General features: G+C 69.4%; 11 protein-coding genes and 2 pseudogenes. 5 read left to right on the plus strand and 8 right to left on the minus strand.

Going from position 1 to position 23,745, the window contains the following annotated elements; genetic code table 11:
* Positions 1 to 478: 478 nt before the first annotated feature.
* Both OG251_RS01040 and OG251_RS01045 read right to left on the minus strand, forming a co-directional pair.
* On the minus strand, positions 479 to 1,207 hold the full coding sequence (locus tag OG251_RS01040) for a dienelactone hydrolase family protein (RefSeq protein WP_326675049.1): 729 nt from the start codon (positions 1,205 to 1,207) through the stop codon (positions 479 to 481).
* Positions 1,208 to 1,498: 291 nt separating this feature from the next.
* Positions 1,499 to 2,176 carry a hypothetical protein gene (locus OG251_RS01045; RefSeq protein ID WP_326675050.1) on the minus strand — a complete coding sequence of 226 codons (678 nt, stop codon included), beginning with the start codon at positions 2,174 to 2,176 and terminating at the stop codon, positions 1,499 to 1,501.
* Positions 2,177 to 2,644: 468 nt separating this feature from the next.
* On the opposite strand from OG251_RS01045, the gene OG251_RS01050 reads away from it, so the two are divergent.
* The 3 genes and pseudogenes from OG251_RS01050 to OG251_RS01060 all read left to right on the plus strand — a co-directional run.
* Positions 2,645 to 3,019 (plus strand): hypothetical protein, encoded by a 375-nt coding sequence (locus tag OG251_RS01050; RefSeq protein WP_326675051.1) that lies wholly within the window; start codon positions 2,645 to 2,647, stop codon positions 3,017 to 3,019.
* A gap of 581 nt (positions 3,020 to 3,600) precedes the next feature.
* Positions 3,601 to 3,723, plus strand: a pseudogene (locus tag OG251_RS01055) (fumarylacetoacetate hydrolase family protein); the annotation flags it as partial.
* A 99-nt stretch (positions 3,724 to 3,822) separates the two neighbouring features.
* Positions 3,823 to 4,180 (plus strand): annotated as a pseudogene (locus tag OG251_RS01060) (SDR family NAD(P)-dependent oxidoreductase); the annotation flags it as partial.
* A 300-nt stretch (positions 4,181 to 4,480) separates the two neighbouring features.
* Here OG251_RS01060 and OG251_RS01065 read toward each other — a convergent pair.
* Positions 4,481 to 5,461 carry a helix-turn-helix transcriptional regulator gene (locus OG251_RS01065; RefSeq protein ID WP_326675052.1) on the minus strand — a complete coding sequence of 327 codons (981 nt, stop codon included), beginning with the start codon at positions 5,459 to 5,461 and terminating at the stop codon, positions 4,481 to 4,483.
* Positions 5,462 to 5,743: 282 nt separating this feature from the next.
* On the opposite strand from OG251_RS01065, the gene OG251_RS01070 reads away from it, so the two are divergent.
* Positions 5,744 to 8,755: a S8 family serine peptidase gene (locus OG251_RS01070; protein ID WP_326675053.1), complete on the plus strand. Its 3,012-nt coding sequence runs from the start codon at positions 5,744 to 5,746 to the stop codon at positions 8,753 to 8,755.
* A 644-nt stretch (positions 8,756 to 9,399) separates the two neighbouring features.
* On the opposite strand, the gene OG251_RS01075 is transcribed toward OG251_RS01070, so the two are convergent.
* From OG251_RS01075 to OG251_RS01085, 3 genes are all read right to left on the minus strand, one after another.
* Positions 9,400 to 9,951, minus strand: a complete 552-nt coding sequence (locus OG251_RS01075) for an EF-hand domain-containing protein (protein WP_326675054.1) — start codon at positions 9,949 to 9,951, stop codon at positions 9,400 to 9,402.
* Positions 9,952 to 10,312: 361 nt separating this feature from the next.
* Positions 10,313 to 10,450, minus strand: coding sequence for a hypothetical protein (locus OG251_RS01080; protein WP_326681537.1), 138 nt, complete (start codon positions 10,448 to 10,450; stop codon positions 10,313 to 10,315).
* A 61-nt stretch (positions 10,451 to 10,511) separates the two neighbouring features.
* Positions 10,512 to 14,009 carry a DNRLRE domain-containing protein gene (locus tag OG251_RS01085; protein WP_326675055.1) on the minus strand — a complete coding sequence of 1,166 codons (3,498 nt, stop codon included), beginning with the start codon at positions 14,007 to 14,009 and terminating at the stop codon, positions 10,512 to 10,514.
* Between the two features lie 479 nt (positions 14,010 to 14,488).
* On the opposite strand from OG251_RS01085, the gene OG251_RS01090 reads away from it, so the two are divergent.
* Positions 14,489 to 21,304 (plus strand): RHS repeat domain-containing protein, encoded by a 6,816-nt coding sequence (locus OG251_RS01090; RefSeq protein WP_326675056.1) that lies wholly within the window; start codon positions 14,489 to 14,491, stop codon positions 21,302 to 21,304.
* Positions 21,305 to 21,364: 60 nt separating this feature from the next.
* On the opposite strand, the gene OG251_RS01095 is transcribed toward OG251_RS01090, so the two are convergent.
* Together OG251_RS01095 and OG251_RS01100 are read right to left on the minus strand one after the other, a co-directional pair.
* Positions 21,365 to 21,862 (minus strand): hypothetical protein, encoded by a 498-nt coding sequence (locus OG251_RS01095; RefSeq protein WP_326675057.1) that lies wholly within the window; start codon positions 21,860 to 21,862, stop codon positions 21,365 to 21,367.
* Between the two features lie 534 nt (positions 21,863 to 22,396).
* Positions 22,397 to 23,479 carry a hypothetical protein gene (locus OG251_RS01100; protein WP_326681112.1) on the minus strand — a complete coding sequence of 361 codons (1,083 nt, stop codon included), beginning with the start codon at positions 23,477 to 23,479 and terminating at the stop codon, positions 22,397 to 22,399.
* Positions 23,480 to 23,745: the final 266 nt, after the last annotated feature.

Below are 23,745 nucleotides of genomic sequence, written 5' to 3' on the forward strand. Positions count from 1 at the left end.
TTGCTGGTGGTGCCGGGCCGGGGCGCGGTCGCCCTGTCGCCGTCCCTGCCGCGCAGAGGCAGGGAACCCGTCCGGCAGCACGCAGCGCTCGGGGCGGCACGCAGCGCTTCCCCGTTGTGCCGGACGGTCCGTCGCGGGGAGCACAGCGGACCCAACGGGCGTGGGAGCGCGAAGCGCTCGCCCGAGGGGGCAGAGCTCCCGCCCCCCACACCCGGTGGTGGGGAGTGAAGCGTCCCGCCCCCACCGGGCGGCGGGACGGCCGCACCCCGGCACGGCACCTCCCGAGAAATCGACGGGCCGTCAGCCTGACGCTGCGCCCCGTACCCCGCTGCGCCCCCGTTGCCCGCCAGTGGGGGCCGGGGGCCGTCACGAAACCGAGAGACTGCCGTCAGGCGGAGGCAGTTCTGCCCAGTTGAGGTTCAGCCGAGGTACGCGCCAAAGAGGCAGTGAGTTGATCTTGATGCGGCTCAGCGCGTGGTCAGCGCTCCGTCACCGGCAGGCACTCGGCGAGCAGGTCGACGACATCGCGCCAGGCTCGCTGCGCGTGCTGTGGGTGGTAGCCGACGCCGGGGACCACGGGGTGGTCGACCTGCGGGTGGTGGAAGGCGTGCAAGGCGCCGCCGTAGACCGTGAGACGCCAGTCGACGCCCGCGGCCTGCATCTCGGCGGTGAACGCGTTCCGTTGCGCGGGCGGCATGATCGGGTCCTCCGACCCGACCCCGGCCCACACCGGGCAGCGGATGCGCGCCGCCTCGCCCGGTCGGCCCGTGGTAATCGCGTTGACTGTCCCGATCGCGCGCAGGCCGACGCCATCGCGCCCGAGTTCCAGCCCGACGGCGCCCCCGGTGCCGTAGCCGACGGCGGCGATCCGGTCGGGGTCGGTCCGCGGTTCGGTGCGCAACACGTCGAGCGCCGCATGGCCGATACCCCGCATCCGGTCGGGATCAGCGAGCAGTGGCAGGCAACGGGCCAGCATCTCCTCGGGGTCAGCCAGATAGCGCCCGCCGTGAAGGTCGAAGGCCAGCGCCACGTAACCCAGCTCGGCGAGAGCATCGGCCCGGCGGCGCTCGACGTCGCTGAGCCCCATCCCCTCAGGCCCGACCAGCACCGCGGGCCGACGGTCGACACCGGCCGGGAGCGCAAGGTGCCCGATCATCGTCAAACCGTCGGCCGGATACTCGACCGGACGCGTCGTAACCATCGTCATGAGGCTGGACTGTAGCGATCGTCGAGCCCGGTCCGGCCGCTGTTCTGCCACTGGCAGAACAGCGCGGGTATCCCCTGAAATACGGCAAAGGCTCACGAGAATCGTGACGATCCTCGTCCGCGCGGCAGCGCTTGTCCATCCCGTTGCCCCTTTGACCCGTAACTCGGTCAGACCCCCAGTTGCACGAACCGCTTCGGCACCGGCCGGGCTCGTCGGACACTCTGACCCCAAGGGCGGTCAGGGCCCCCAGGACCGATCCGGGGACCTTTGAGGGGAGGCTGTCGAGGTGTTCTAGGCGGCGAGAGCGGCGATGAGGTCGCCCCGAGGGGGTGTACCGCCCGTGGCCAGGTAGCGGATGCCGTCCACGGCCCGGGCTTCGCTGCGAGCCGGCCGAGCGGATGCCGCCGGGTGGTCGTGGTGCGCCACCCGTGCCGCTCGCCCCACACGAGCGCGGACACCGGGGCCTCGGGGCCGTCCAGGACGAGCGCGGCCGCGCAACCGTCGTCCGCGGGATGCCTGGACGTCGGGCGCCGTGTCCGTGGCCGTCCAGCCCTCACGGTGGAGCGCCTGGGCGACAGCGGCGAGGTAGGGGGCGACACGTAGCGCGCGGACAACGGTCCCGGCGCGGACGGTCGCGCGGCGTACCTGGGCGGCGGGACAGCCCAGGGCCGCCGTGGCCTGTCCTGGCGTCAGGGCAGAGGCGGCGTGCAGAAGTTCGGCCATGCGGAGGGCGCGCAGGTGCAGGAGGGCGTCCTGTGCGGTGTTGCGGTGCACGGCCAGCGCGTCGACGACGGTGGCGGCGCTGACCGTCGGGTCCGCGTCCAGCAGCGCGGCCGAGCAGCTGCTCGCGGGGGACCTGGTCGCCGGACCCCGTCGGGCGGCCGGCGGCTGCGGCCCTGCCCGGCCGGTCGGCCCGGAACTGTTCCACGGCGGCCCGGGGCCAGTGCTCCACCCCGCCCACTTCCCCATGTGCCCGGTACAACGGTGCCGATGTTTCCTACGGGCTGGGGCAGGGCGGGTAAGCTCACCGCTGCAGGCGCGTGCCCCTGGGAACGGGGTCGGGCTCTTGGGTCGGCCGGCACCCGTGCCACCCGCCTTGCGGACTGAGGGTGCCGGCCACACTTCCCCTCTCCCCCGCTGGATGCGCACCGCCCCTCCGGTAACCGGTCCGTCCGCGCGGCAGGAGACAGGAATAGGGCGAATGTCCCGTTGGTAGCTCTCCGGGGGGACATGTCCCGTGCCCAGGCGTGGAAGGCTTCCCCGAGGGCCATTCATCCACATGAGTCTGTCAGCCCGGAGGGGGCGCAGCGGCGGACAGTACCCGGGCTCCCTCTCGCTCTCGCGTCTCGTGCCCTGTCGGGACGTCTCGGCTGCCGACGGGCCGTGCCGGGCCGGTGGACCCGCTGGGAAAGTCCGCAATCCACAGGGGAGATGCACATGAGACGCACCATTCGGGTCCTGCTGGCCGCTGTCACGGCCACCAGTGCCGTTCTGCTCACCACGACCGCAGCCTCGGCGAGTGAGTACCCCGTTCAGGCCGAGGGCCAGAGCCGCGGTTTCGGCGGGGCCGATGACGACGGTCTGCGGGTGTATGCCTGTGACACCTTCGGCGACAACTGGGGTGTACGCACCCACTACACGTACCGGAACAGCACCGGGGGCACCGCCACCCGCACCGTCTCCGACGCGAACGGCGTCACCGCCGGCTGCGGCGAACAGAACATGGCCGTCTCCGCGCCCGCCCTCAGCTACCAGGTCTGCACCGGCAGGGCCGGAGCCGACACTGTCTGCGGCCCCTGGTTCAACCTCTGAGAATCCCTTCTCTCCCAAACCCCCGGCAGCCGGGACTCGGTTGCCGGGGATCCGGGCGGGCTGCGGACAGGAATGACCGCAGCCGCCCTGAGGCTGATCGAGCTCGCGGGCTCCCCGGAGAGCCCACCGTGGCGGCGGTGACCACCACTGCCACGGTGCTCGCAGTACTCGCGCGCCACAGCGGCGGCAACCCGTCAGGCCCCCTTCTACCGAGCGCGGAGTGTGCTACTGACGGGCACGGTCCGCTGACGGTGTGCGGGAACGGCCGCCTCGGCCGGGGCCGCCGGCTTGGGCGCGGTGAGCACGGTGAGCACGGCAGGAAGCCTTGCCGAGAGCAACGGTGCGACCCTCGACCTGTCCTGCGGCACTTTCCCGGCTCAGGATTGCAGAAGGATCGGTTCGCGGGTGCGGCCTGGGGGGACCGACGGTGCCCGCGGAGCAGCCGGTACCCGTGCGCAGTTGGTCGGAGAAGTCAAGCAGCCGTGTCCTTCGCGTCACTGAGCCGGATCCCACGTCGGGCTTGGCGCTGTCGGCGGCTCCGGCACCCGCCCGGCATCGGGACCGTGTCAGCTTCCTTCGAAGAGACCGTCGGCGAGGACCTGCTGTCCGACCTGAGCTGGACCTTCGAGAAGATGACCGCGTACGCCTCCCGCGGCACCCGTGTCGTCCGGGGCGACGCCCTCGGTTCGGGAACCTGCGGCTCGCCCTGCTGATGGGCCGGCGCCGGCCGCCCGCGATGACGGATGACGTTGACGCCCTCGCGGGCCCTCGGGCGGCGGTCTCGGCAGCGCCCCGACATCCACAGGCAGGTGCATGGCCCGTGCAGCAACACCGAAATCACCTGGCGCGCGCGTCAGCGACGTCCGTCCCGACGACATGGCACGCATCCACGTGGTCACCCCCTTACCGGCCCTCTCCTCGGCATCCAGCACCTCACGCCCCTGATGCCCTCGGGCTCCTCCATCGTCAACGTCGGCTCGTCCGGTCGGGTACACGACCAGCAAGTGGGCCCTGCGGGGCCTCTCGAAGGCCGCCGCGCCGGAACTGGGCCCCTGCGATATCCGGGTCAACACGATCCATCCGGGATTTATCGAGACCGAGATGACCGCCTTCGCTGCCCCGGCCTTCGGCGCGACCAACATCCACGGGACCCCGCTGGGGCACGTTCTTCTGGACCATCAGGGTCAAAGTCCCTCCGGTGTCCAAACTCCGGGGTCAGGGCCCGTTCCACTGCTTCCCCTTCATTCGCGAGGGCTCCGGCAGTCCGCCGGTGCGGCACACGAACTGGCACAGAGAGGGGCGAGGTTCGAGCTGTGTCCCGGGTTCAGTTGGAATCCTTCAGCCGTCAGGACAGCAGCGGTGGGCTGGTGCGGACGACGAGGACGGGCAGGGCCTTGTAGTCGCGGCAGATGAACGGTCACCCAGGGTCGGGCTGGCTCGCCCCGAAGATCCCTGGGAACTTCACACCCAACCCCGCTCCCGCGCCTTCGCCCCGGCCTGAAACCGCGTGCCCGCGTCCAGCCTCCGCATCAGTGACGCCACCCGACGCGTCGCCGTACGCACGCTTACCCCCAAATGCCGGGCGATCGCCTGGTCCTTGAACCCGGCGTGCAACAACCGCAGCAGGACCATTTCCTCCTGGCTGGGGCCCTCCCCCGGGCCCAACCCCTCGGGGCACAACGGCTCGGCCCGCTCCCAGTACGCCTCGAACAACTCCATCAGCCCGTCCAGCAGACCCGACGGATGCACCAGCACGATGGAGTCCTGGCTGCCCCCCGCCAGGAGCACCACCGCAACCCGCCGGTCCACGATCCGTGCCTTGAACGGAAGATGCGGCAGCAACCGCGACTGCTCACCGAGCGCCGCCAGGTTCAGAAGCGTCTCCAATCGCCCGGGCGGCTCGATCGACTCCAGGCAGTACACCCCCCGGATGTCCACCCCGCGCTCCAGCCACTCCCGAGTCGTCGCCGTCTCCCACTCATTGAAATGCGGCTGTCCCACCGGCTCCAGATACGGAGGCTTGTCCAACGTCCACAGATGCGTGGTGACGGACCGGCTCAACTCCTCGATCTTCCGTGTCATCACTTCCCGGCCCGTCAGCACCTCCACCAGGGCGCCAGGATCCGACCGCAACTGCCCGGCCCGGTGCAGGCGGTGCAGATCGGCGAACGCCGTCTCCACCCCCGCAAACACCGTCTCCGCTTCCGAGCGGCGCCGGTTCAGCAACGCCGACAACGCCGACCGCGGGCTGACCGCCTCCCACTGGCCGCGCCCCACCCGCCGCACCAGCCCCAGACCGGCGAGGCGCCTCAACGCCTGTCCTGTGCGCGCCGCCCCGGCCCCGGCGCTCTCCGCGAGGTCACGCACCGCGCTCTGCGGTCCCGCCAACACGGCTCGGTACACGCTCTCGTCGAACGCGCTCACACCCACTGCCTCCAGCAAAACCAAGCCTCCCTGCCATACGTACGGGGCCGCCCCGGAACAGGTACGGGCAGTCCGGCCGGGCGTCCCCTCACAGGTGGCGTCTTTGGTCACCAGGCCAAAGACGCCAACAGATTATCTGGACAGCGTGTGATCGCACAGCGTTCACTTCTCCCGAATGGCCAATCAACCACCCGATGTGACCGGCGGTTCACTCACCCCCCAGCCGTCGGCGCACACCCCCAGCCCGGCGAGCACCCCCGCTCGCCCACCCGGCATGTCCGGACACCCGTGAGGAATCCCGTGACACCTCAGCCACGAAGAGCGTCCCGCACCCGCCGCGGCGCCATCGGCGTCCTGCTCACCACTGCCCTCGCCGCCCTCAGCCTTCCCCTTGCCACCCCCGCCACCGCCGTCGGCCGCTCCACCCCCCTCGCTACCGGCACTTACCTGATCACCCTTGCCGGCCAACCTCTGGTCACTTACGACGGCGGCGTCGACAACCTCCCTGCCACCAAAGCCACCGAAGGCAGGAAAATCGACGTCACCACCACCAACGCCAAGCGATACCGAACCCACTTGATCGGCGAACAGACCCACGTCGCCAAGAAGGTCGGCGCCACCGTCCGCCAGCACTACGCCGTCACCACCAACACCTTCAGCGCCCAGCTCAACGCCCGCCAACTTGTTCAACTGGCCGCCACCAAGGGCGTCACCGGCATCGCCCCCGACCGATTCCACCATGCCACCGACGACAAGAACTCCGACGACTTCCTCGGGCTCTCCGGCCGAAAGGGTCTGTGGGCCGCCCTCGGCGGCACCGCCAAGGCCGGCAAGGGCATCGTCATCGGCGTCATCGACACCGGGATCTGGCCCGAGAGCGCCTCTTTCAAAGCCCCCGCGCTCACGGCCAGGAAGCCCACCGGCAAACCCGTCAGAAAACCCGCCAAGGGCGATCCCTACCGGCCCTACCTCGACGGCACCACCACCGTCATGCACAAGGCCGACGGCACCACCTTCACCGGCACCTGCCAGACCGGCGAGAGCTTCACCGCCTCCGCCTGCAATCAGAAGGTCATCAGCGCCCGTTACTTCGGCGACGGGTGGCTCCGACAAGTCCCCGAATCCAACCGCGCCGGCTACCTCTCCCCCCGCGACAGCGAAGGCCACGGCACCCACACCGCATCGACCGCCGCAGGCAACGCCGCCGTCCACGCCACTGCCGACGGCCACGACTTCGGCACCATCTCCGGCGTCGCCCCCGCCGCCGGCGTCGCCGTCTACAAGGCCCTCTGGCAGAGCAAGGACGGCACCCAGGACGGCGGCCTGACCAGCGATCTCGTTGGCGCCATCGACCAGGCGGTCGCCGACGGCGTGGACGTCATCAACTACTCCCTCGGCGCTCCGTTCGAAAGCGCGTACGACGATCCGTCCCAGACCGCGCTCCGCAACGCCGCCGCCGCCGGCATCTTCGTCGCCACCGCCGGAGGCAACGCCGGCCCCGCCGCCTCCAGCCTCGACAACACCGCGCCCTGGACCACCACCGTCGCAGCCGGAACAATCGCCTCCCACACCGGCACCGTGACCCTCGGCAACGGAAAGGCCTACACCGGCATCAGCACCAGCGTGCAGAACACTGTCGGCTCCGTACCTCTCGTCCGCGCCGCCACCGTAAGGACCACCGACGCCGACACCACCGACGCCGATCTCTGCGTCACGGGCACTCTCGACCCCGCACGCACCGCCGGAAAGGTGGTCGTCTGCGACCGGGGCACCAACGCCCGCATCGACAAATCCGCCGAGGTCAAGAGAGCCGGCGGTATCGGCATGGTCCTGGTCAACCTCCGCGACGAAAGCACCGACGGCGACCTGCATTCCATACCGACCGTCCACCTGAACACCCCCGACGCCACCGCCGTACGCGACTACGCCGCCACGGACAGCGCCACCGTCACCCTCACCCGAGGCGGCAACAGCGCCGTCTACCCGCAGGTCGCCGGCTTCTCCTCCCGCGGTCCCTCCCTCATCGGCAACGGCGACCTCCTGAAGCCCGACATCACCGCACCCGGCGCGACCATCCTCGCCGCCGTATCACCGCCCGGAAACGGGGGCCGCGACTTCGACTTCTACTCCGGCACCTCGATGGCCGCCCCGCACATCGCCGGCCTCGCCGCCCTGTACTTCTCCGAGCACCCCACCTGGTCGCCCATGAGCGTCAAATCAGCCATGATGACCACCGCGTCTCCCACCAAGACCGCCGCCGGCAAGAACAGCGACGACGTCTTCGCCCAGGGAGCCGGCGAAGTCGACGCCCGCGCCATGCTCCGGCCCGGGCTCGTCTACGACTCCACCGAGCGGGACTGGCTCGCCTACCTCGAAGGCCACGGCATCAACACCCGGACCGGGACCAAGGCCATCGACCCCAGCAACCTCAACTACCCCTCCATCGCGATCGGTGAACTCTTCGGCACCCAGACGGTCACCCGCACCGTCACCGCCACCTCGGCCGGCACGTACCGCGCCAAGGTCGACCTTCCCGGTATCAAGGCCACCGTCTCCCCGTCCGTCCTGCACTTCAAGCACCCCGGGCAGAAGCGCACCTTCACCGTCAAACTCGACGTGACCACCGCACCCTCGGGAATCCTCAACACCGGTTCCCTCACCTGGACCTCCGGCCGGACCACCGTCCGCAGCCCGATCGTCGTCACCCCCCAGAGCGTCCACGCCCCTGCCGAGATCAACGGCACCGGCACCAGCGGCGAGATCACCTACTCCGTCACCCCTGCCACCACAACCCTCACAGCCACCGCCCACGGCCCGGTCTCCTCGCCCCCCACCACGGGCACCCTGACCGGAACCGCTGAGGTCTACTACGAGGCGACCATCCCGGCCGGCACCAAGGCTTCCCAGATTTCGGTCCATTTCGACCCGGCTGCCGACACCATCGTCGGCGTCGTCTGGGGCCCCCTGGTCGACGGAGCCCCGCAGGAACTCCAGTTCGCCGATCCGGACAGCAACGGCACATCCACCATCACCCTGCGGCGGCCCAAGGCCGGGAAGATCTTCCTGGCTGTGGTCACGGTCGACGAGAGCAGCACAGGCGGCAGCGTCACGCCGTACACCTACCAGGTGAACAACATCACCGAGAACAGCCCGACCACGGGGACGGTCACCGTCACGCCCGACCATGCCCGTGTCACCCCCGGAACCCCGACCGACCTGACCGCCACCTGGTCCGGCATCCCGGCGGACGCCCGGTCCACCACCTGGATCGAATACTCCAACGGCGCGGGTACCTTCCTGACCCTCAACTGACCCGGCACACCGAAGGGGTGGCGGCGCGACTGCGCTGCCACCCCTCTTGCCCTACCCACACCACACGCGGGCTCACGACGACCTCAAAGGCGTCGACACGAGACGGGGCAACCAACCAGGTGGCGGGCTGGCATTCCGGCCCTGCCCAGGAGAAACTGCTGCGCCTCCTGCATACCGAGAAGGAGCCTGAGGCGGCTCCCGCCACACCGGACCAGGCCCTCCACAACACCCAGCCGACTGGGAGCTGTCATCCACCGTGTTCTGCCGGCGCACCGCCGATGTCCGGTGGGACCGAACCGGACCCGCCCCACGTCGGATCGCCCGGTTCCGGGGACCGGGACTGCGCTGGATGGATCGCCGCCGACCAGAGAGCCTCACCGAGACGGAGCACCTCCGGCTCAAAGCCGTTCTCGTCCACTGCCCTGAACTGGACGCCCTCACCGGCCACGTCCGCTCCTGCTCCTCGTGAAGCGCAGGTCACGTGAGGCTCGGGGGGTTCATCTGCAACGCCCAAAGGCGCCGCGACGAGCTCACCCCCGAACGGCATCAGTCCGTCGCCGAACTCGAAATGGCGTGGCTACAACATCGGCCGTGCCCGGTCCTTGAGCCGGCACAACGGAGAAGGCCGCTGACCGGCAGGGCCGTCAGGCGGGTCCGAAGAAGAGGCTGCCCGGGGCATCCGGGTCGCTCAACAGGAAGTAGTCGCGGATCGCCCGGAGAAACTCCGGGCGGGAGACCGTGTCGTCGCCGTCGGTGTCCAGTGTCCTGAACGCCTGCAGGGCGTCGGCTTCTTCGAGGGCCCACACGTCGGTCAGGAACCGGGTGTACTCCTCCCGGCTGATCTCGTTGTCACCGTTGACATCGATCACATCGAAGATCACGTGCCCGAGCCCGTCGGCCACGTTCAGCCGGCTCGTGTCGGCGCTCGCCAGACGGACGGCGGTGACGTACTGGTCCCTGCTCAGCCGGTCCCCCTGGACACTCGCGTGGCGCAGCAGCTCCAGCCAGTAGGTCTGGAAGAAAGCGTGCAGGGCGCGGGCGCGGCGGTCGTCGGGGCCGAGCTGATAGGCGTGGAGGTAGCGGTCGGCGAGCCTCCGGTAGTCCTGCCAGTCCAGGTGGCCGTCGTGGTCGGTGTCCAGGGCGGCGAAGGAGCGTTCCAGTTTCGTGGCGATGATGTCGGGTGCGGTGGTGCCCATGGTGATGATCCTCTGCGAAGTCTCGGAGCGGGTGAAAGGACCATCGTTATGTGCCGGAAGGCGCGGTGTGGCGGGGACCGGTCCCGTGTCACCCCTTCAGGTGTAGCGACGCCGCCGCACCCGTCGGTCTACGGCGTCGTCGGGGCCGGGAGCGGAAAACCCGCCGCAGCTCAGCCCCGTGCGCGGAACGGGGCCTGCGGAGGCGAACACCGTCGCCTCCATTTCGTACGCACCGCTTGTGACTCTGCTTCAGGGCCTGCACGCACACGATGAGCGCCTGGTCGAGCAGCTCGCATCCCGCGCCCTGACACGGAACAGCAGGGAGCGGCCGGTGCATGACGACGTTGGGACCGAGGTTGGGTCACCCGTCGGTGCCCTCGGCCCGGGTACGGGCCGCGTTGTCCGCGACGGCCCGCCCGACACCGACGGCCATGGCAGGCCGGTCCACGCTCGCCATCAGCTCGTTCAGGGTGCCCTCGGCAAGCACGTCAGCACGCACGATCAACGACCCGACCGATCAAGAGGACACCCCATCACAAACGACACATGGCCAAGCCCTACTAGCCGATGGCGATCCGGGTCATCCAGTAACTCGCCGCCCCGATGACTTCCGTGCCCGAAGCCGATAGGGCCGTGCGGCTGCCTGGGTAGAACCGTACGGTGCCGTTGGTCCGGACCGTCCAAATGTCCGGGATGGCATCGCCGTTGGCGTCCGGCGTGCCGATGAGCAGGTAGATGTTGCTGCTGCCCCATCCCGAGCTGCCGTAGACGCTGTCCTCGCCTCCCGCGGAGTTCACGGCGGAGGCCAGGGACGCCGGATCGACGCCGCCGCCGGTCGCCTTGATGCCCTTGCGGAAGAGGAGCCGCCCGGAGAGGTCGGTGCGGTACACCAGGTCCGTCACGCCGTCGCCGCTGATATCCGCCACGGTGACGATGTCCCGCTCGGTCCAGGACGAGGAGGAGAGCCGGATCGCCTGGTCGATCGTGGCGCCGTGGTAACCCGTGAAAGCCCACAGCGCGTCGCCCACGGTGGCGAAGAAGTCCGTGCGGCCGTCTCCCGTGGCGTCGCCCGCCGAGACTATCTGGGTGAGTGAGGCAGGGCTGGGGGCGTTGGGCGGGAGGAGGATCTCGACACGGCGGTCGATGTCGAACGCACCGTAACCGTCGCCCGGGTACACCCACAGCTTCTCGCCGAGCCGGACGACCAGGTCCTGAAGGCCGTCACCGCCGTAGATGTCACCGTTGTGCGTGATCAGGGCCCCCTTGAAGTGACCAGAAGGCGCTGCGACAAAGGGTGGGAGGTCGTCGCCGTTCGGGTCCTTGTCGGGGTTGGCCCGGTAGGCGCCGGGCATCGAGTAGTCCAGGTCGCCCGTGCCCTTGGTCAGGTCGTTGGTGGCCTGGGAGGGGTACATGGCCAGGTTGCCGGCTTCCGTGACCACCATCAGGTCGGGCAGTTTGTCGCCGGTGAAGTCGCCGGGGGCGTCGGCCTGGTCGCGCGGGGTGACGTAGAAGAAGTACTTGGTCGGCTGCGAGGGGTTGCCCGCGGCGTCCACGGCTCTCACGTAGAGCACATTGGGTCCGGCCGTGGGCGGCTTCGCGTTCGCGAGCGTCGCACTCACGCTTGTGGCCGTCCCGGAGGTGCGGCTCAGGGAGAAGGGGTAGCTCGCCGAGTTGAAGCCGTACTCGTAGCGGACGACGTCCGTGTTGAGCGCGCGCACGGTGAAGGAGCCGGCCGTGCCGAACTTCTTCGTGGACCAGTTGGCGTCCTCGGCGTCATTGCCGAAGCCGTTCTCGGCGCCGTCGGCGTTCGGGAAGTCGGTGGAACTGACCTTCGGAGGCTTGGGCGCGGTGGTGTCGAGGATGAAGCGGCACGGAGTCTTGGCCGGCGTGTACGCGGAGCTGGCGTTCGCGTCGTCCACGGCGCGTACCCGCCAGGAGTACAGGGCGCCATTGGTGAGCTTGCTCGTGGGGAAGCCGCTGGTGGTGCGCAGCGCGGTGGTCTTGTCGCCGCCGACCGAGACCTTGCCCGTGGAGCCCAGCAGGTCTCCTGCGGTGTCCCACTTGCCGTGCGGCCACAGGTCGAAGTCCAGATGGTCGAGATTCTTGTCCTTGTCGGAACCGCGCGCGGTGAACGTCAGGTTTCCCGCACCCATCCGGACGTACGGCTCGGTGGTGGTGCACTTGGCATCCGGGCCCAGGTCGAGCGACTTGGAGTCGATGGTCGGCTTGCGGTTGTAGACCAGCTCCAGGACCGGGGCGCTGTCACCGTTCGCCCGGAACTTCTTCCACGCGTACTGCGAGTTCTCGTCGGTGGCCCGCAGACCGAAGGTGATCGATTCCTTGCCCTCGTCGGCCCGCTTCTGAGCGGCCTTGCGGACATCGAAGGTCTCGTACGCGTCCCGGCAACCGGACTTGTAGCCGTGCGCGAAGCTCTTCGACGCGAACTTGTTGCCGTCGCTCAGCTTGGGCGCGTTCTTCCAGTTGGTGTGCCCGTTGACCGTCCCCGTGAGGTGCACGCTCATCGAACGCGCGCTGCACGACCAGGCGTACGTCTCCAGCATGCGCAGCTTCGCACTCGTGATGGTGGTGCCCTTGAGATCCTTGTCGAACGCGATGTTGAAGTACGAACGCGACGTGCCCCAGGTGTCCGACTCGAAGCCGACCCGTGCCTCATGAGTGCCGCCCTTGTTGAATCCCTTGCCGTTGTAGAACGTGGCGTTGGGGTGGCGGCTGTACGTGGTGGTCCAGCTCTGGGTGTGCTTCTTCACCGACGGGTCGACGAAGACCGGGTACGTGGTGGCCGGGTCGGAGAGGAAGGCCAGGGTGGGGGAAAGTACCCAGTTCGCGCCGGACAGATCGACCTCGACGAGCTCTCCGCGCGAGTCCGGCGACGGCCCGTCGAGCCCCGGCAGGCTGAGCGTCGCCGAGGAACCGGTCTGCGAGGGGGAGGGTGTCGGTTCGGGGGGTGCGGTCGGCAGCGGGCTCTCCACCACCGTCGGCGCGAGACCGTCGGTGGCCGCCGGCAGGACCTCGGGGGCGGTGTCCCCCTGCTCATCGGTCTCGATCGGCTCCTCGGCCGGACTCGGGCCGACGGTCGGCTCATCGGTGGCCGGTGCGCTGGGCTGGGGGCTCTCCTCGGCGGTCGGCTGCGCGGTGGCTCCCACGCTCCCGTCGGTGACCGCCGGTGAACCGGCGCTGTCCCACATCAGCGGGGTCGGCGAGACGGCGACCTCGTTCCCGTAGGCGCTCTGCGCGCTCAGCACGCTGGTGACCGGGTCGAGCCGGAAGGTCAGATCAGGGGAGGCGAGCCCGTACGACAGCTGCTGGGCCCGCGGGTCGGCCGCGGCCGCGCGGTTCTTGAGCACGAGCAGTTGGGCGAAGCCCTCGTCGTCGGCGGTCAGGACGAGGTCTGCGCCTGGGAAGACCTCCGGATACAGCGCGCGTGAGCCGTCGATGATCGGGGTGGGCACCGGACCCGGCCAGGACAGCTGGATGGTGTAGCCGTCGACGGTGAGGGTGACCAGAGGGCTCTCGGTCGCGGCGGCGGAACGGACGCCCTTGACCAGGGAGATCCGGCGGACGTCGGAGCGTGAGGCGCGGCCGTCAGGACTGCCGCCGGCTTCTTCGGCGCCGCCGCTGCCCGCCGTCGAGCCTGCCGAGAACACCATCCGGGCATTCGTCGCCTTCGGCTCCCAGCCCGCTTCCGTGCGCTGGAGGTCGTAGTCGACGGGTTTCCACTCGCCGTCCACCTTGGCGTGGACCGGGGAGGAGTAGAGCCTCTTCGCCAGGAGCCCGTCGGGCCGCGCCCAGGTGGTCGACCTGGCGGTACGCATACCGGTGACCTCGACGTTCTCGCCCGTCTTCGCCGACTGTGTCAGGGCGGCGGCCTCGGTGACCGGTCCGGTTGTCCGGGCGTCGCCCGGAGTACCGCCCGCACCGGAGTCGTCCAGGCCGAAGCCGATGAAGGCGAGGCCGGTGGCGGCGACGGCCGCGGTCAGTACGGCGGCGGTTGTCCGTCTTCCGGGCACGCCAAGCCGGTTGCGCTCCATGCGCGTCATCGGGCGAGTTTCCCTTCCCCCTGAGAACCGGCGCAGGTCAGACCTCGGCCGGGCGTGCCGATGATGACCTATGAGCGGGCCGCCGTCACGCTTCGCGTCCTGGCAGAGGAGGGAGCGGGTCAGCCGGGCGGTCGGGCGGGAGCGGTGAAGGTGGGCGGTCGCCCACATCGTGACGGGGCGGTCACGCGCCGGGCAAAAGCTGTGCACAGGCCCAAACCGCACCACCTCGTCGGGCGCTTACGGAAGAAGTACCGCATTTGCGTGGTGAGTGATGAACAAGAACATGCCTGCGTGTTAGCGGTATTTGCGGCCCTTGTGGCTCATCGGCCGCCGTATCCACTTAGGTACCGTGGTGATCATCACAACGACACTGACGATCTAGCGGAACTTCACGAAGCACCCACAGAATCACCGCATCTGATGTGTCGTCACGCGTGGTCCTTTCCTGGTCCCGCCTCAAGTGGTCCGGGGGACCCGTCGTGTTCGGTCGCTCTTCGCATGCCTGTCGTCGCCGTGCGCGCCGCCTGCGCACGGTCGCTGTACCCGCAGTCGGCGCTGCCCTGCTCGTCACCCTCCTGCCGTCCCCGTCACTGGCCCTGCCACCCGATCCCTCGGTGGCCGAGAAGGGCCGCGAGACTCTCGCCCTGGAGTCGCTCGGACAGGAGAGGACCATCACGGGCGAGACCTTCGAGCGTGACCTGGAATCCCTGAAGGCAGAGGTCCCAGCCGACTTGGAGCAGGCCCCGGCCGGTACGGCCACGGCTCCGGCGCCCGACACCGGCACGGTGACCTTCGGCTCGACGGCAACCGCGGCGCGGACCGTCGCCTCGCCCCGGCAGGCCGGCCTCACCCCCGTCGACAATCTCCCCGTCAGCCTCGGACAGGCCCCCGACCAGGCCGCGCCGACCGGCACCTGGAACGTACAGCTCTACGCTCGCGGCGCCTCCGTCTCCCAGGGCGTCGACGGCGCCGTGGTCAGGGTCCAGGCGCCGGCCACCGGTTCCGTGCCGGTCTCCGTCGAGCTCGACTACACCGGATTCAAGAACCTCTACGGCGCGGACTGGGCCTCCCGGCTGCGCTTCGTACAGTTCCCCGAGTGCTACCTGACGACACCGGAGGTCGAGGCGTGTCAGGAGTACGAGGAGCTGGAGACCCGTAACGACACCAGGACGCAGTCGATCACGGCGACGGTGGACACGGCGGCCGACGGGACGGTCTCCCGGGCTTCGGCCACGGAGGGGGACGCCTCCCACGGTCCGTCGACCGTCCAGGCCGTCCACCGCACGTCGGGAAGCACGTCGGTCACCCCCGCTGCGGCGAGCGGCGACTCCGCGGTGATCGGCGCGGTCGACTCGGGCGGGGGCGCGGGCGGGACCTTCAAGGCCACGCCTCTGGCATCCAACGGGAAGTGGCAGGCCGGCGGCTCCTCGGGCGCCTTCATGTGGTCGTATCCGCTGGCGATACCGGCCGCGCCCGCGGGTCCGGTGCCCGGCATCTCCTTCACCTACAACTCCCAGAGCGTGGACGGCCGTACCGCGATCGCCTCACCGCAGTCCTCCTGGATCGGCGAGGGCTGGGAATACGACCCCGGCCACATCGAACGCCGCTACCGGACCTGCAAGGACGATCGCAAACCGCTGAAGTCCGGCACTCCCAACAACACCGCCGAGAAGGACAAGACGTCCGACCTGTGCTGGACCTCCTACAACGCGGTGATGTCCCTGGCGGGCAGGACCACGGAACTGGTGCGGGACGCGGCGGCCGGCAGCGATCCCGAGACCGACACCGAGATCTACCGCCCCCAGCAGGACGACGGCACCCGCGTCGAGCACCGGACCGGCGGCAGCAACGGCGACAACAACGGTGAGTACTGGGTCGTCACCACCGTTGACGGAACCACGTACTACTACGGCCTCAACCAGGTCGGCGGCGGTCACGCCGACACCCGGTCGGTTTCCACCGTCCCCGTGTTCGGCAACCACCCGGGTGAGCCCTGCCACGCCACGGCGTTCGCCGACTCCCGTTGCGACGCCGGCAAGAAGCAGGCGTGGCGCTGGGGCCTGGACAAGGTCGTCGATATGCACGGCAACGTGATGGTCGTCAACTGGAAGCAGGAGACGAACCACTACTCGGTCAAGAAGAAGTTCAAGTCCCCCGAGCAGTACGACCGGTTCGCCTACCCGACGTCGATCGAGTACGGCATGCGCTCGGACCTCACCAAGCCTTCGGCGACAGTCGAGTTCGGTGTGAAACAGCGCTGCCTGGCGTCGGAGGCGGCCTGCGACTCGGCGAACTTCGCCAAGACCGACGACCCCGGCGCGTACCGCCCCTGGTGGGACACCCCCGGCAACCTCAACTGCAAGTCGGGATCGAAGCTCTGCCCGCCGTTCCCGTCCTTCTGGACGCAGATGCGTCTGGACACGGTCACGACGAAGGGCGCCCGCCCCGGCCAGACCGGCCTCGGCAAGGTGGACACGTACGAACTCCACCAGTCCTTCCCCGAGGACTGGTACGACACCTCCCCGGGCCTCTGGCTCAACTCGATCACGCGCCGCGGGTTCGCCCCCGGCGACACCACCGGCACACTCCAGCACAAGGACGGCGTCAGCTTCGCCGAATACTCCGTCGGGCCCACGTCGCCGCTGCGCAGCCGCCTGCTGGACCGTCAGCTCGCCAACCTGGTCCCGGACGGCAAGAACGACCAGCGCCCCGCCTTCACCCGGCCCCGCATCGGCACCGTCGCCACCGAGTACGGAGGCGACATCGAGGTCGAGTACAAGGGCGGCTGCGCGAGCGAACCGGCCGAGGACAAGGGGAAGAACAACGGCACGTGCTTCCCGGTGCGCTGGTCCCCCGACGACGACGAGAGGACACCCGCGAAGTCCTGGTTCAACAAGTACGTCGTCCACTCCGTGACCGAGACCGACAAGGTCACCTCCCACGGCAAGCCCATCCACACGACGTACGCCTACACCGGACCTGCCTGGGCCAAGAGTGTCGACGAGTTCACCCGGCCCGCCCTGCAGACCCACAGCGACTGGCGCGGCTTCCGCGAGGTGGCCGTCACCAAGGGCAGCAAATCCAGTTCCCAGCAGGGCGACCCGCAGTCCCAGTCGTACTCCGTGACACGCTACTTCCAGGGAGTCGGCGGTACGGTCAAGGACTCCACCGGCGCCTACACGCTGGTGGATGACGACGCGCCGCAGTACGCGGGCCTGACGGCGGAGAGCATCACCTACCTCAACTCCGACAAGCGGGTCCAGAAGCGCACACTGCATCACCCCTGGTCGGAGGAGACTGCCTCCCGCGCCCGTGAGGCGGAGAGCGGCGCGGATCTTGAGCCGCTCCTCGCCCATCGCGCCGCGATCAGACGCACCGACGAGATCCAGACGGCCGACACGAGCTGGCGCTCGGTACGCACACTGACCTCGTTCGAGGGCACCTACGGTCTCCCTCACCAGGTCGAGACGGCCGTGGTGAAACCCGGCGGCGCAGGGGGCGAAACCCTCTCCCACCAGAGCTGCACCAGGACGTCGTACCTCCACAACACCTCGGCGTGGCTGATCGGCCTGACCAAGGAGCAGCGCACCACAGCCACCTCCTGCGCGAACCACGACACCGCCGACCCCGCCAAGCTGCTCAAGTCCGCGGTGCGCTACACCTACGACAAGCAGGCGTACGGGATGGCCCCGAGCCGTGGCGAGATCACCACCAGGGCCGAGACCGACGGCGCCGGCACCTCGTACGCGAGGGTCACCGAGATGACCTACGACACGCTGGGCCGCAAGCGCACCGTCACCGAGCCCGGCAAGGGAACGGCCGAGACGCAGTACACGCCGGAAGAGGGCGGCCCGGTCACCTCGATCAAGGCGATCAACGCCAAGGGCCACGCCAGCGTCACGACCTTCGACCCGGGACGCAGCCTGGCGCTCACCGTCACCGACCCCAACGGCCGCATGACGAAGACCGAGTACGACGCCCTCGGGCGCTCGGTCAGGGGCTGGTCGACGTCCCGCTCGTCCGGAGGCAAGTCCGCGGACGTCCTGATCGACTACCAGAGCGCCGTCGCCACCTCCACGACGACGCGCCCGGCCGCAGTCACCGTCAGGACGCTCAAGGAGGACGGCACCTACAGCAAGCACGTCACGATCTACGACGGCCTGACGCGCAAGGTCCAGACCCAGGAGGATGCCCACGGCGCCGGCCGGATTGTCACGGACACCTCGTACGACGACCACGGACTGGTCGACGAACAGACCGCCGGCTACCTGGCCGAGGGCGACCCCGCTCCCGCACTGTTCACCCCGAAGTCAACCCTGGCGATTCCGAGCTGGACCAAGAACCGCTACGACGGGATGGAGCGGCCGGTCCGCCAGTCGGCCTACTTCGACGGCGACTACCGGTACGCGACCTACACCTACTACAGCGACACCAGCACCTATGTGGACCCCGCGGGCGGAACCGCACCCCGGACCCGGACCTACACCGACGCCCTGGGCAGGGTCACCTCGGTGCTGCACTACAGCCGCACGGCCTCCTCCGACGCCGGACGCTCGACCGCGTACGAGTACGACGCCCGAGGCAACCGCACCAAGGTCACCGACCCCGCCGGCAACAGCTGGTCGTACACCTACGACGCGCGCGGCCGCGTGACCTCCGCGACGGACCCGGACACCGGCACGACGGAGACCTGGTACGACGCCGCCGACCGCCCCAACAAGGTGACCGACTCCAAGGGGCGGACGACCTACACCGAGTACGACGTACTGGGCCGGGTCACCAAGGTCCGTGAGGGGTCCCAGACCGCCACCCCCGTCAAGGAGTACACCTACGACACGCTGCCCGGCGGCCTCGGCAAGCCGGTGGCATCCGCCCGGAACACCGCGACCGGCAACTACGTCAACCGGATCACGGGCTACGACAGCGAGTACCGGCCCACGGGCCGCGAGACGGTCATCCCGTCCAACGCCATGACGAAGGGCGTCTCCGGCACCTACGCCTACGCGTTCACCTACACACCGGTCAGCGGAAAGCCGCAGTCGGTCACCCTGCCCGCCGTGGGCGGCCTGGCCGCCGAGAAGGTGATCACGCGTTACAACAGCGACGATCTGGCCGAGTCCACCTCCGGAGGGGCCTGGTACACCTCCGACGTCACGTACTCGCCGTTCGGTGAGCCCATTCGCACCGTCTCCGGCTCCCAGCCGTCCCGCGTGTGGACGACCAACTTCATGGATCCGCACACCGGCCGCCTCCAGCGCACCGTCGCCGACCGTGAGACCGCGGGCCCGCACCGCATCGCCGACAACTACTACGCGTACGACGCCTCGGGCACCATCACCTCCGACGCCCGCAGTCTTTCCGGAGCGTCGGGCACGACCTGGGACACCCAGTGCTTCACCTACGACGCCATGGGCGAACTCGTGAACGCCTGGACGTCCAACGTCGTCCCGAACGGTAAAGGCACCGGCTGCAAGGCGTCGAACGGCGCGGCCTGGGGCCCCCGCACCGACTACGAGGCCTCGACCGGGCCGGTGGCGGATGCTCCCGACGCGGCGACCGACACGTCCGCCCCCGATGCCTCACTGACGTCGACCCTGGCCGCCGCCGAACCTGATGCGGCGTCCGTCGCGACGGGCGCGACCGCCTACCGCCAGTCCTTCACCTTCGACTGGCTCGGCAACCGCGCCTCGCTGAAGGAACACGACCCGGCCGACGCCACGAAGAGCGTCACCTACCACTACGGCTACGACACCAAGCAGCCCCACGCCGTCGACTGGATCAGCTCCAGCCCGTCCGGCCGGGGAAGCTCCTACATCCATGACGCGGCTGGCAACACCGAGGTCCGCGATCTGTTCGACACCACGCAGGGGCTGACCTGGACGCAGGAGAACCGCCTCGACACGATCACGTCCGACGGCAGCAGCACGTCGTACGTGTACGACGCCGAGGGCAACCGCCTCCTGGAGAAGTCGGCGGCGGGCGCGACCCTGTACCTGGGTGAGACCGAGGTGACGACCGACGCGAGCGGGACCATCATCCAGGCCGCTCGGGCCTACGCCCAGCAGGGCGCCCCGACCGTCATCCGCACTACGGCCAATGGCGCGACCACCGGCCACCGGATCAGCGTTCTGCTCGCCGACCACCTCGGCACCTCCACCACCGCGGTCGAGCTGTCCGGTACCCAGCCGGTGACACGTCGCGCCTACAAGCCGTACGGCGAGTCGCGCGGCGCCAAGCCCGCCAGCTGGCCCGGCCGCCGCGGCTACCTCGGGGTGGGCATCGACGACGCGGCGACAGGCCTGACCCATATCGGCGCCCGCGAGTACGACCAGACGTCCGGCCGGTTCCTCTCGGCCGACCCGCTGATCGACATCGCCGACCCGCTCCAGATGAACGGGTACGCCTACAGCAACAACAGCCCGATCAGCAAGAGTGACCCGAGCGGGCTGATGCTCATCCTGATCCCCGGCATGGTCCTGGGAGGCGGCGGAGGGGGCGGCACCCCGCCTGCTCCCAAGCTCACGGAAACGAAAACGCCCGACGGCCGCAGGGCGATCTACGACGAGTACGGGATCGGCCACGTCGTCGGCGGCTCACCCGACAACGATGCGGCGAGGCGAGCCATCGACATCCTGAACGAAGACCTCAGGGCGGCGGGACTCCACACCGACGGCTCCCACAAGGGGACCGGTGAGATCTACCTGTCGCAGGACGACGCCGAGCCCCTCGTGGGCAAGGGCTCGTTCACGGACAAGGACGGGAAGACCAGGCTGAACGGCACCACGTCCGACTTCATCAAGGTCTCCTACAAGGACGGGAAGATCGTCGATGTGATCGACTTCGACGCGACGGGCACTACGAAGGCGGACAAGGCCCTCAATCTCATCCAGGGCGACATCGACGGGAAGATGAATCCCAACGGCAAGAAGCAGGCGAACAACGTGGTGTTCGTCGCCGCAACCGGCGAACAGGCCGGTGAGGTGGCCAAGAGCTACAGCGGCGACTCACGGGTCCGCGTGATTCACCCCGACTCGGGGTTCGACTCGGGCAGAGTCTTCAACGGAGCGACCGGAAAGGTGAACTCCACACGGGTCAGCCCGAGAATCCGCGGCCGAGTGCTGGGCGTCGCGGGATCGTTGATGCCGCTCGCCCAGTCCAACAGCTATGTGCGCAGCTTCGGGTTCTGGGGCGGCATCCAGGAGATGGGCAAGGACTTCTTCGATCCGTTCGGACTCCACGAGGCCGTGGAATCGCCGAACTACAACGGTTCCTGCGATCCGAGCGTGTGCGCCTGACCTGAGCTGGCCGTACGGCTTCGGTCTCCAAGACCCATGTGGGTCTTGGAGACCGGCCCCTCAGTACGGGGCCATCACGAGGTCGCCGATCACCTGCTGCCCGACCTGCCCGGCCAGCCACGGTGCGCGCTCGGCCTCGATCTGCTTCACATGGACGAAGACGGTGTGGTCGGTCGCCGGCTCCTCCAGTTCGAGGTCGCGGACGTTGACGCACAGCGTCACGAACGCACCCCTGGCACCGCCGACACCCAAGCCGGCTTCGGGGGCTTCGGGCCAGCCCATGAAGTCCCACCGCACGGTGGCCGGGCTGCCACCCAGCGCGTCGAGGAACGGCCCCACGGCCTCCGGTGGAGTGGCCCAGCTCCTCAGCCGGACGGGCAGGTGCGTCGACGGCTCGTCGCCGTTCGCCGACGAGCCGCTCCTGCCTCCTTCCGCCCACCACTCGGCGTCCGGGAACAACTTCAGCAGGGGTGTCAGGACGTGCGGCGAGGAGACGAGCACTTCGAAATCGACTTCCAGGTCCCGGAGATCGGCGATCCCGAGCAACCGCTCGACCACTCGCAAACCCTCTGAGAGATCAGCCGTCCTCAGGATGGGCTGCGCATATGAGTTGGACATGGCGGCCATTCTGCCACCGGCACTTCGTCGGCCGGTGGGCCCCCGGTGGGGCACCGCGAGTACCCCGTCCCAGGCCGTCGGAGGGGCAGTTCACCCTGCCGACCGGCGGACCGGCGAGGCGACGGCCCTGGAGCGGAGCCACCTCGGCCGGACCGAGAAGCGGTGTACGCGCCCGGGGCGGCCGAGCCGCTGAGGCGACGGGCTGGTGCTCGGGTACGACGACGGGTATGCCGGGTTCGGGCGGGACGGGCAGCCACCGCCGCGTCGTAGGCCTGGGCGGCGTTCGCCGGTCTCTGAGGGATGGAGGGCCTGCTGTACGCCGTGGACCTCCACCACATAGACATGGTTGGCCTCGCTGGTCGAGGAAGTCTGCCGCTCCGGGCGGCGCCACGATCGCTGATCGTGACGATCACTCAGCACCGTCCGAACCGCCGCCCGGACGGAGAATCGCGCCGTCCCGCCCCCCTGGTCGTGTCAGCGGACGATGCCGTGGGTCTGGGGGTCCGAGGAGGGGCGGGCGCGGGAGAGCCTCGCGGCGGTTCCGCGGGCGTTCTCGAAGGCCACCACCGCGTTGCCGTCCTTCCGCCACGGCGGAGCGCCGCACCACGGTCCGATCCTGCGGAACTGCTCCAAGGCGCCCGCGTACAGCATCGACCTCAGCATGTGGTGGGCCAGCATGTGCCGCAGGACCGGCAGACGCTCGTCGTCCGGCGGGACTTGCTCGAACGAGGCGGCGACCAGCTTGAGTGTGTTCCTGGACAGCGGGGTTACGGCAGCGGTGCCGAAGGAGGACCGCTCGGTGAGTTCGTCGAGCGCGTGCAGGTAGATCCCGGCGAGCGGGCTGCCGGACGGAGACTTGCGCACCGCCTGGCGCGCGAAGCGCAGCATGCGCCGGTCGCTGCCGAACCACTTGGCGCACCAGTACTGGAGCGCCTGCCAGTGACCCTCGTAGTGGTGCGGCGCGCGGGCGACGAGCCCGGCCCAGAGCGGCCTGAACGCCGCGCGAGAGTACTGTGCGCCTCGAGACGCGGTGATCATGACGACCCACGGGCCCGGGTTCGCGGGGTCGAGCAGCGCTGCCTTCCGGGCCTCCTCGATGGCGGCCGGGAGCAGTGCCTTGAAACGCTCCATGTCTGAGGTCATGACCTCGTGTGCGTACCCGCTGCCCCGGATCGCCCACGCGCGGTGCACCATCAGGCTCGCGGTGAGGGTCGCGGCGTCGCAGTCGTCCGGCTCGGCGGTGCGCCAGGCGTTGAGCCAGGCGTCGTCCTCCTCGGCGACGTGCTGGAGGAGAGCGAGTCGGGTCCAGCGCTCGTCCCAGTCCTCGCCCGCTTCGCCGACGTACCGCGCCGCGGTCCTCCAGTTCCCCTGCCGGGCGGCGTCGACGACTGCCTGCCGCTCCTCCTGACGGTGCGTCGACGGGGGAGGGCCAGGGCGCCGGGAGTCGAGTGCCTCGCGCGGAGGAAGGCCGTGATCGGTGGCGACGAAGTGATCCGCGACCCAGGTGGTGGCGCGCCGGGGGCTGATCAGGATGCGGTAGAGCCCTACGAGTAGCACTGCGAGCAAGACTCCGAGGAAAAGTGTCACGGCGGGAGATCATTCCCGAACCGGGTCACTCTCCGCAATAGTTCAGGCCAACGTAATGGTGGGGCCGGTGGCGGATCGGCTGACCGCCCTCACCGGCCGCCGAGCGCACTGTGACCCTTTGCGAGCGCGCCACGCTCCCCGGCATCCACCCCTCTCACGGCCGAGAGCGATCCGGGCCCCACTCCTTCCACGGTCCGCACGGTCTCGGACGTGGCTGCCTCGGACGCGGGTGTGTG

The sequence above is a fragment of the Streptomyces sp. NBC_01237 genome (assembly GCF_035917275.1).
Classification (GTDB): Bacteria; Actinomycetota; Actinomycetes; order Streptomycetales; family Streptomycetaceae; genus Streptomyces.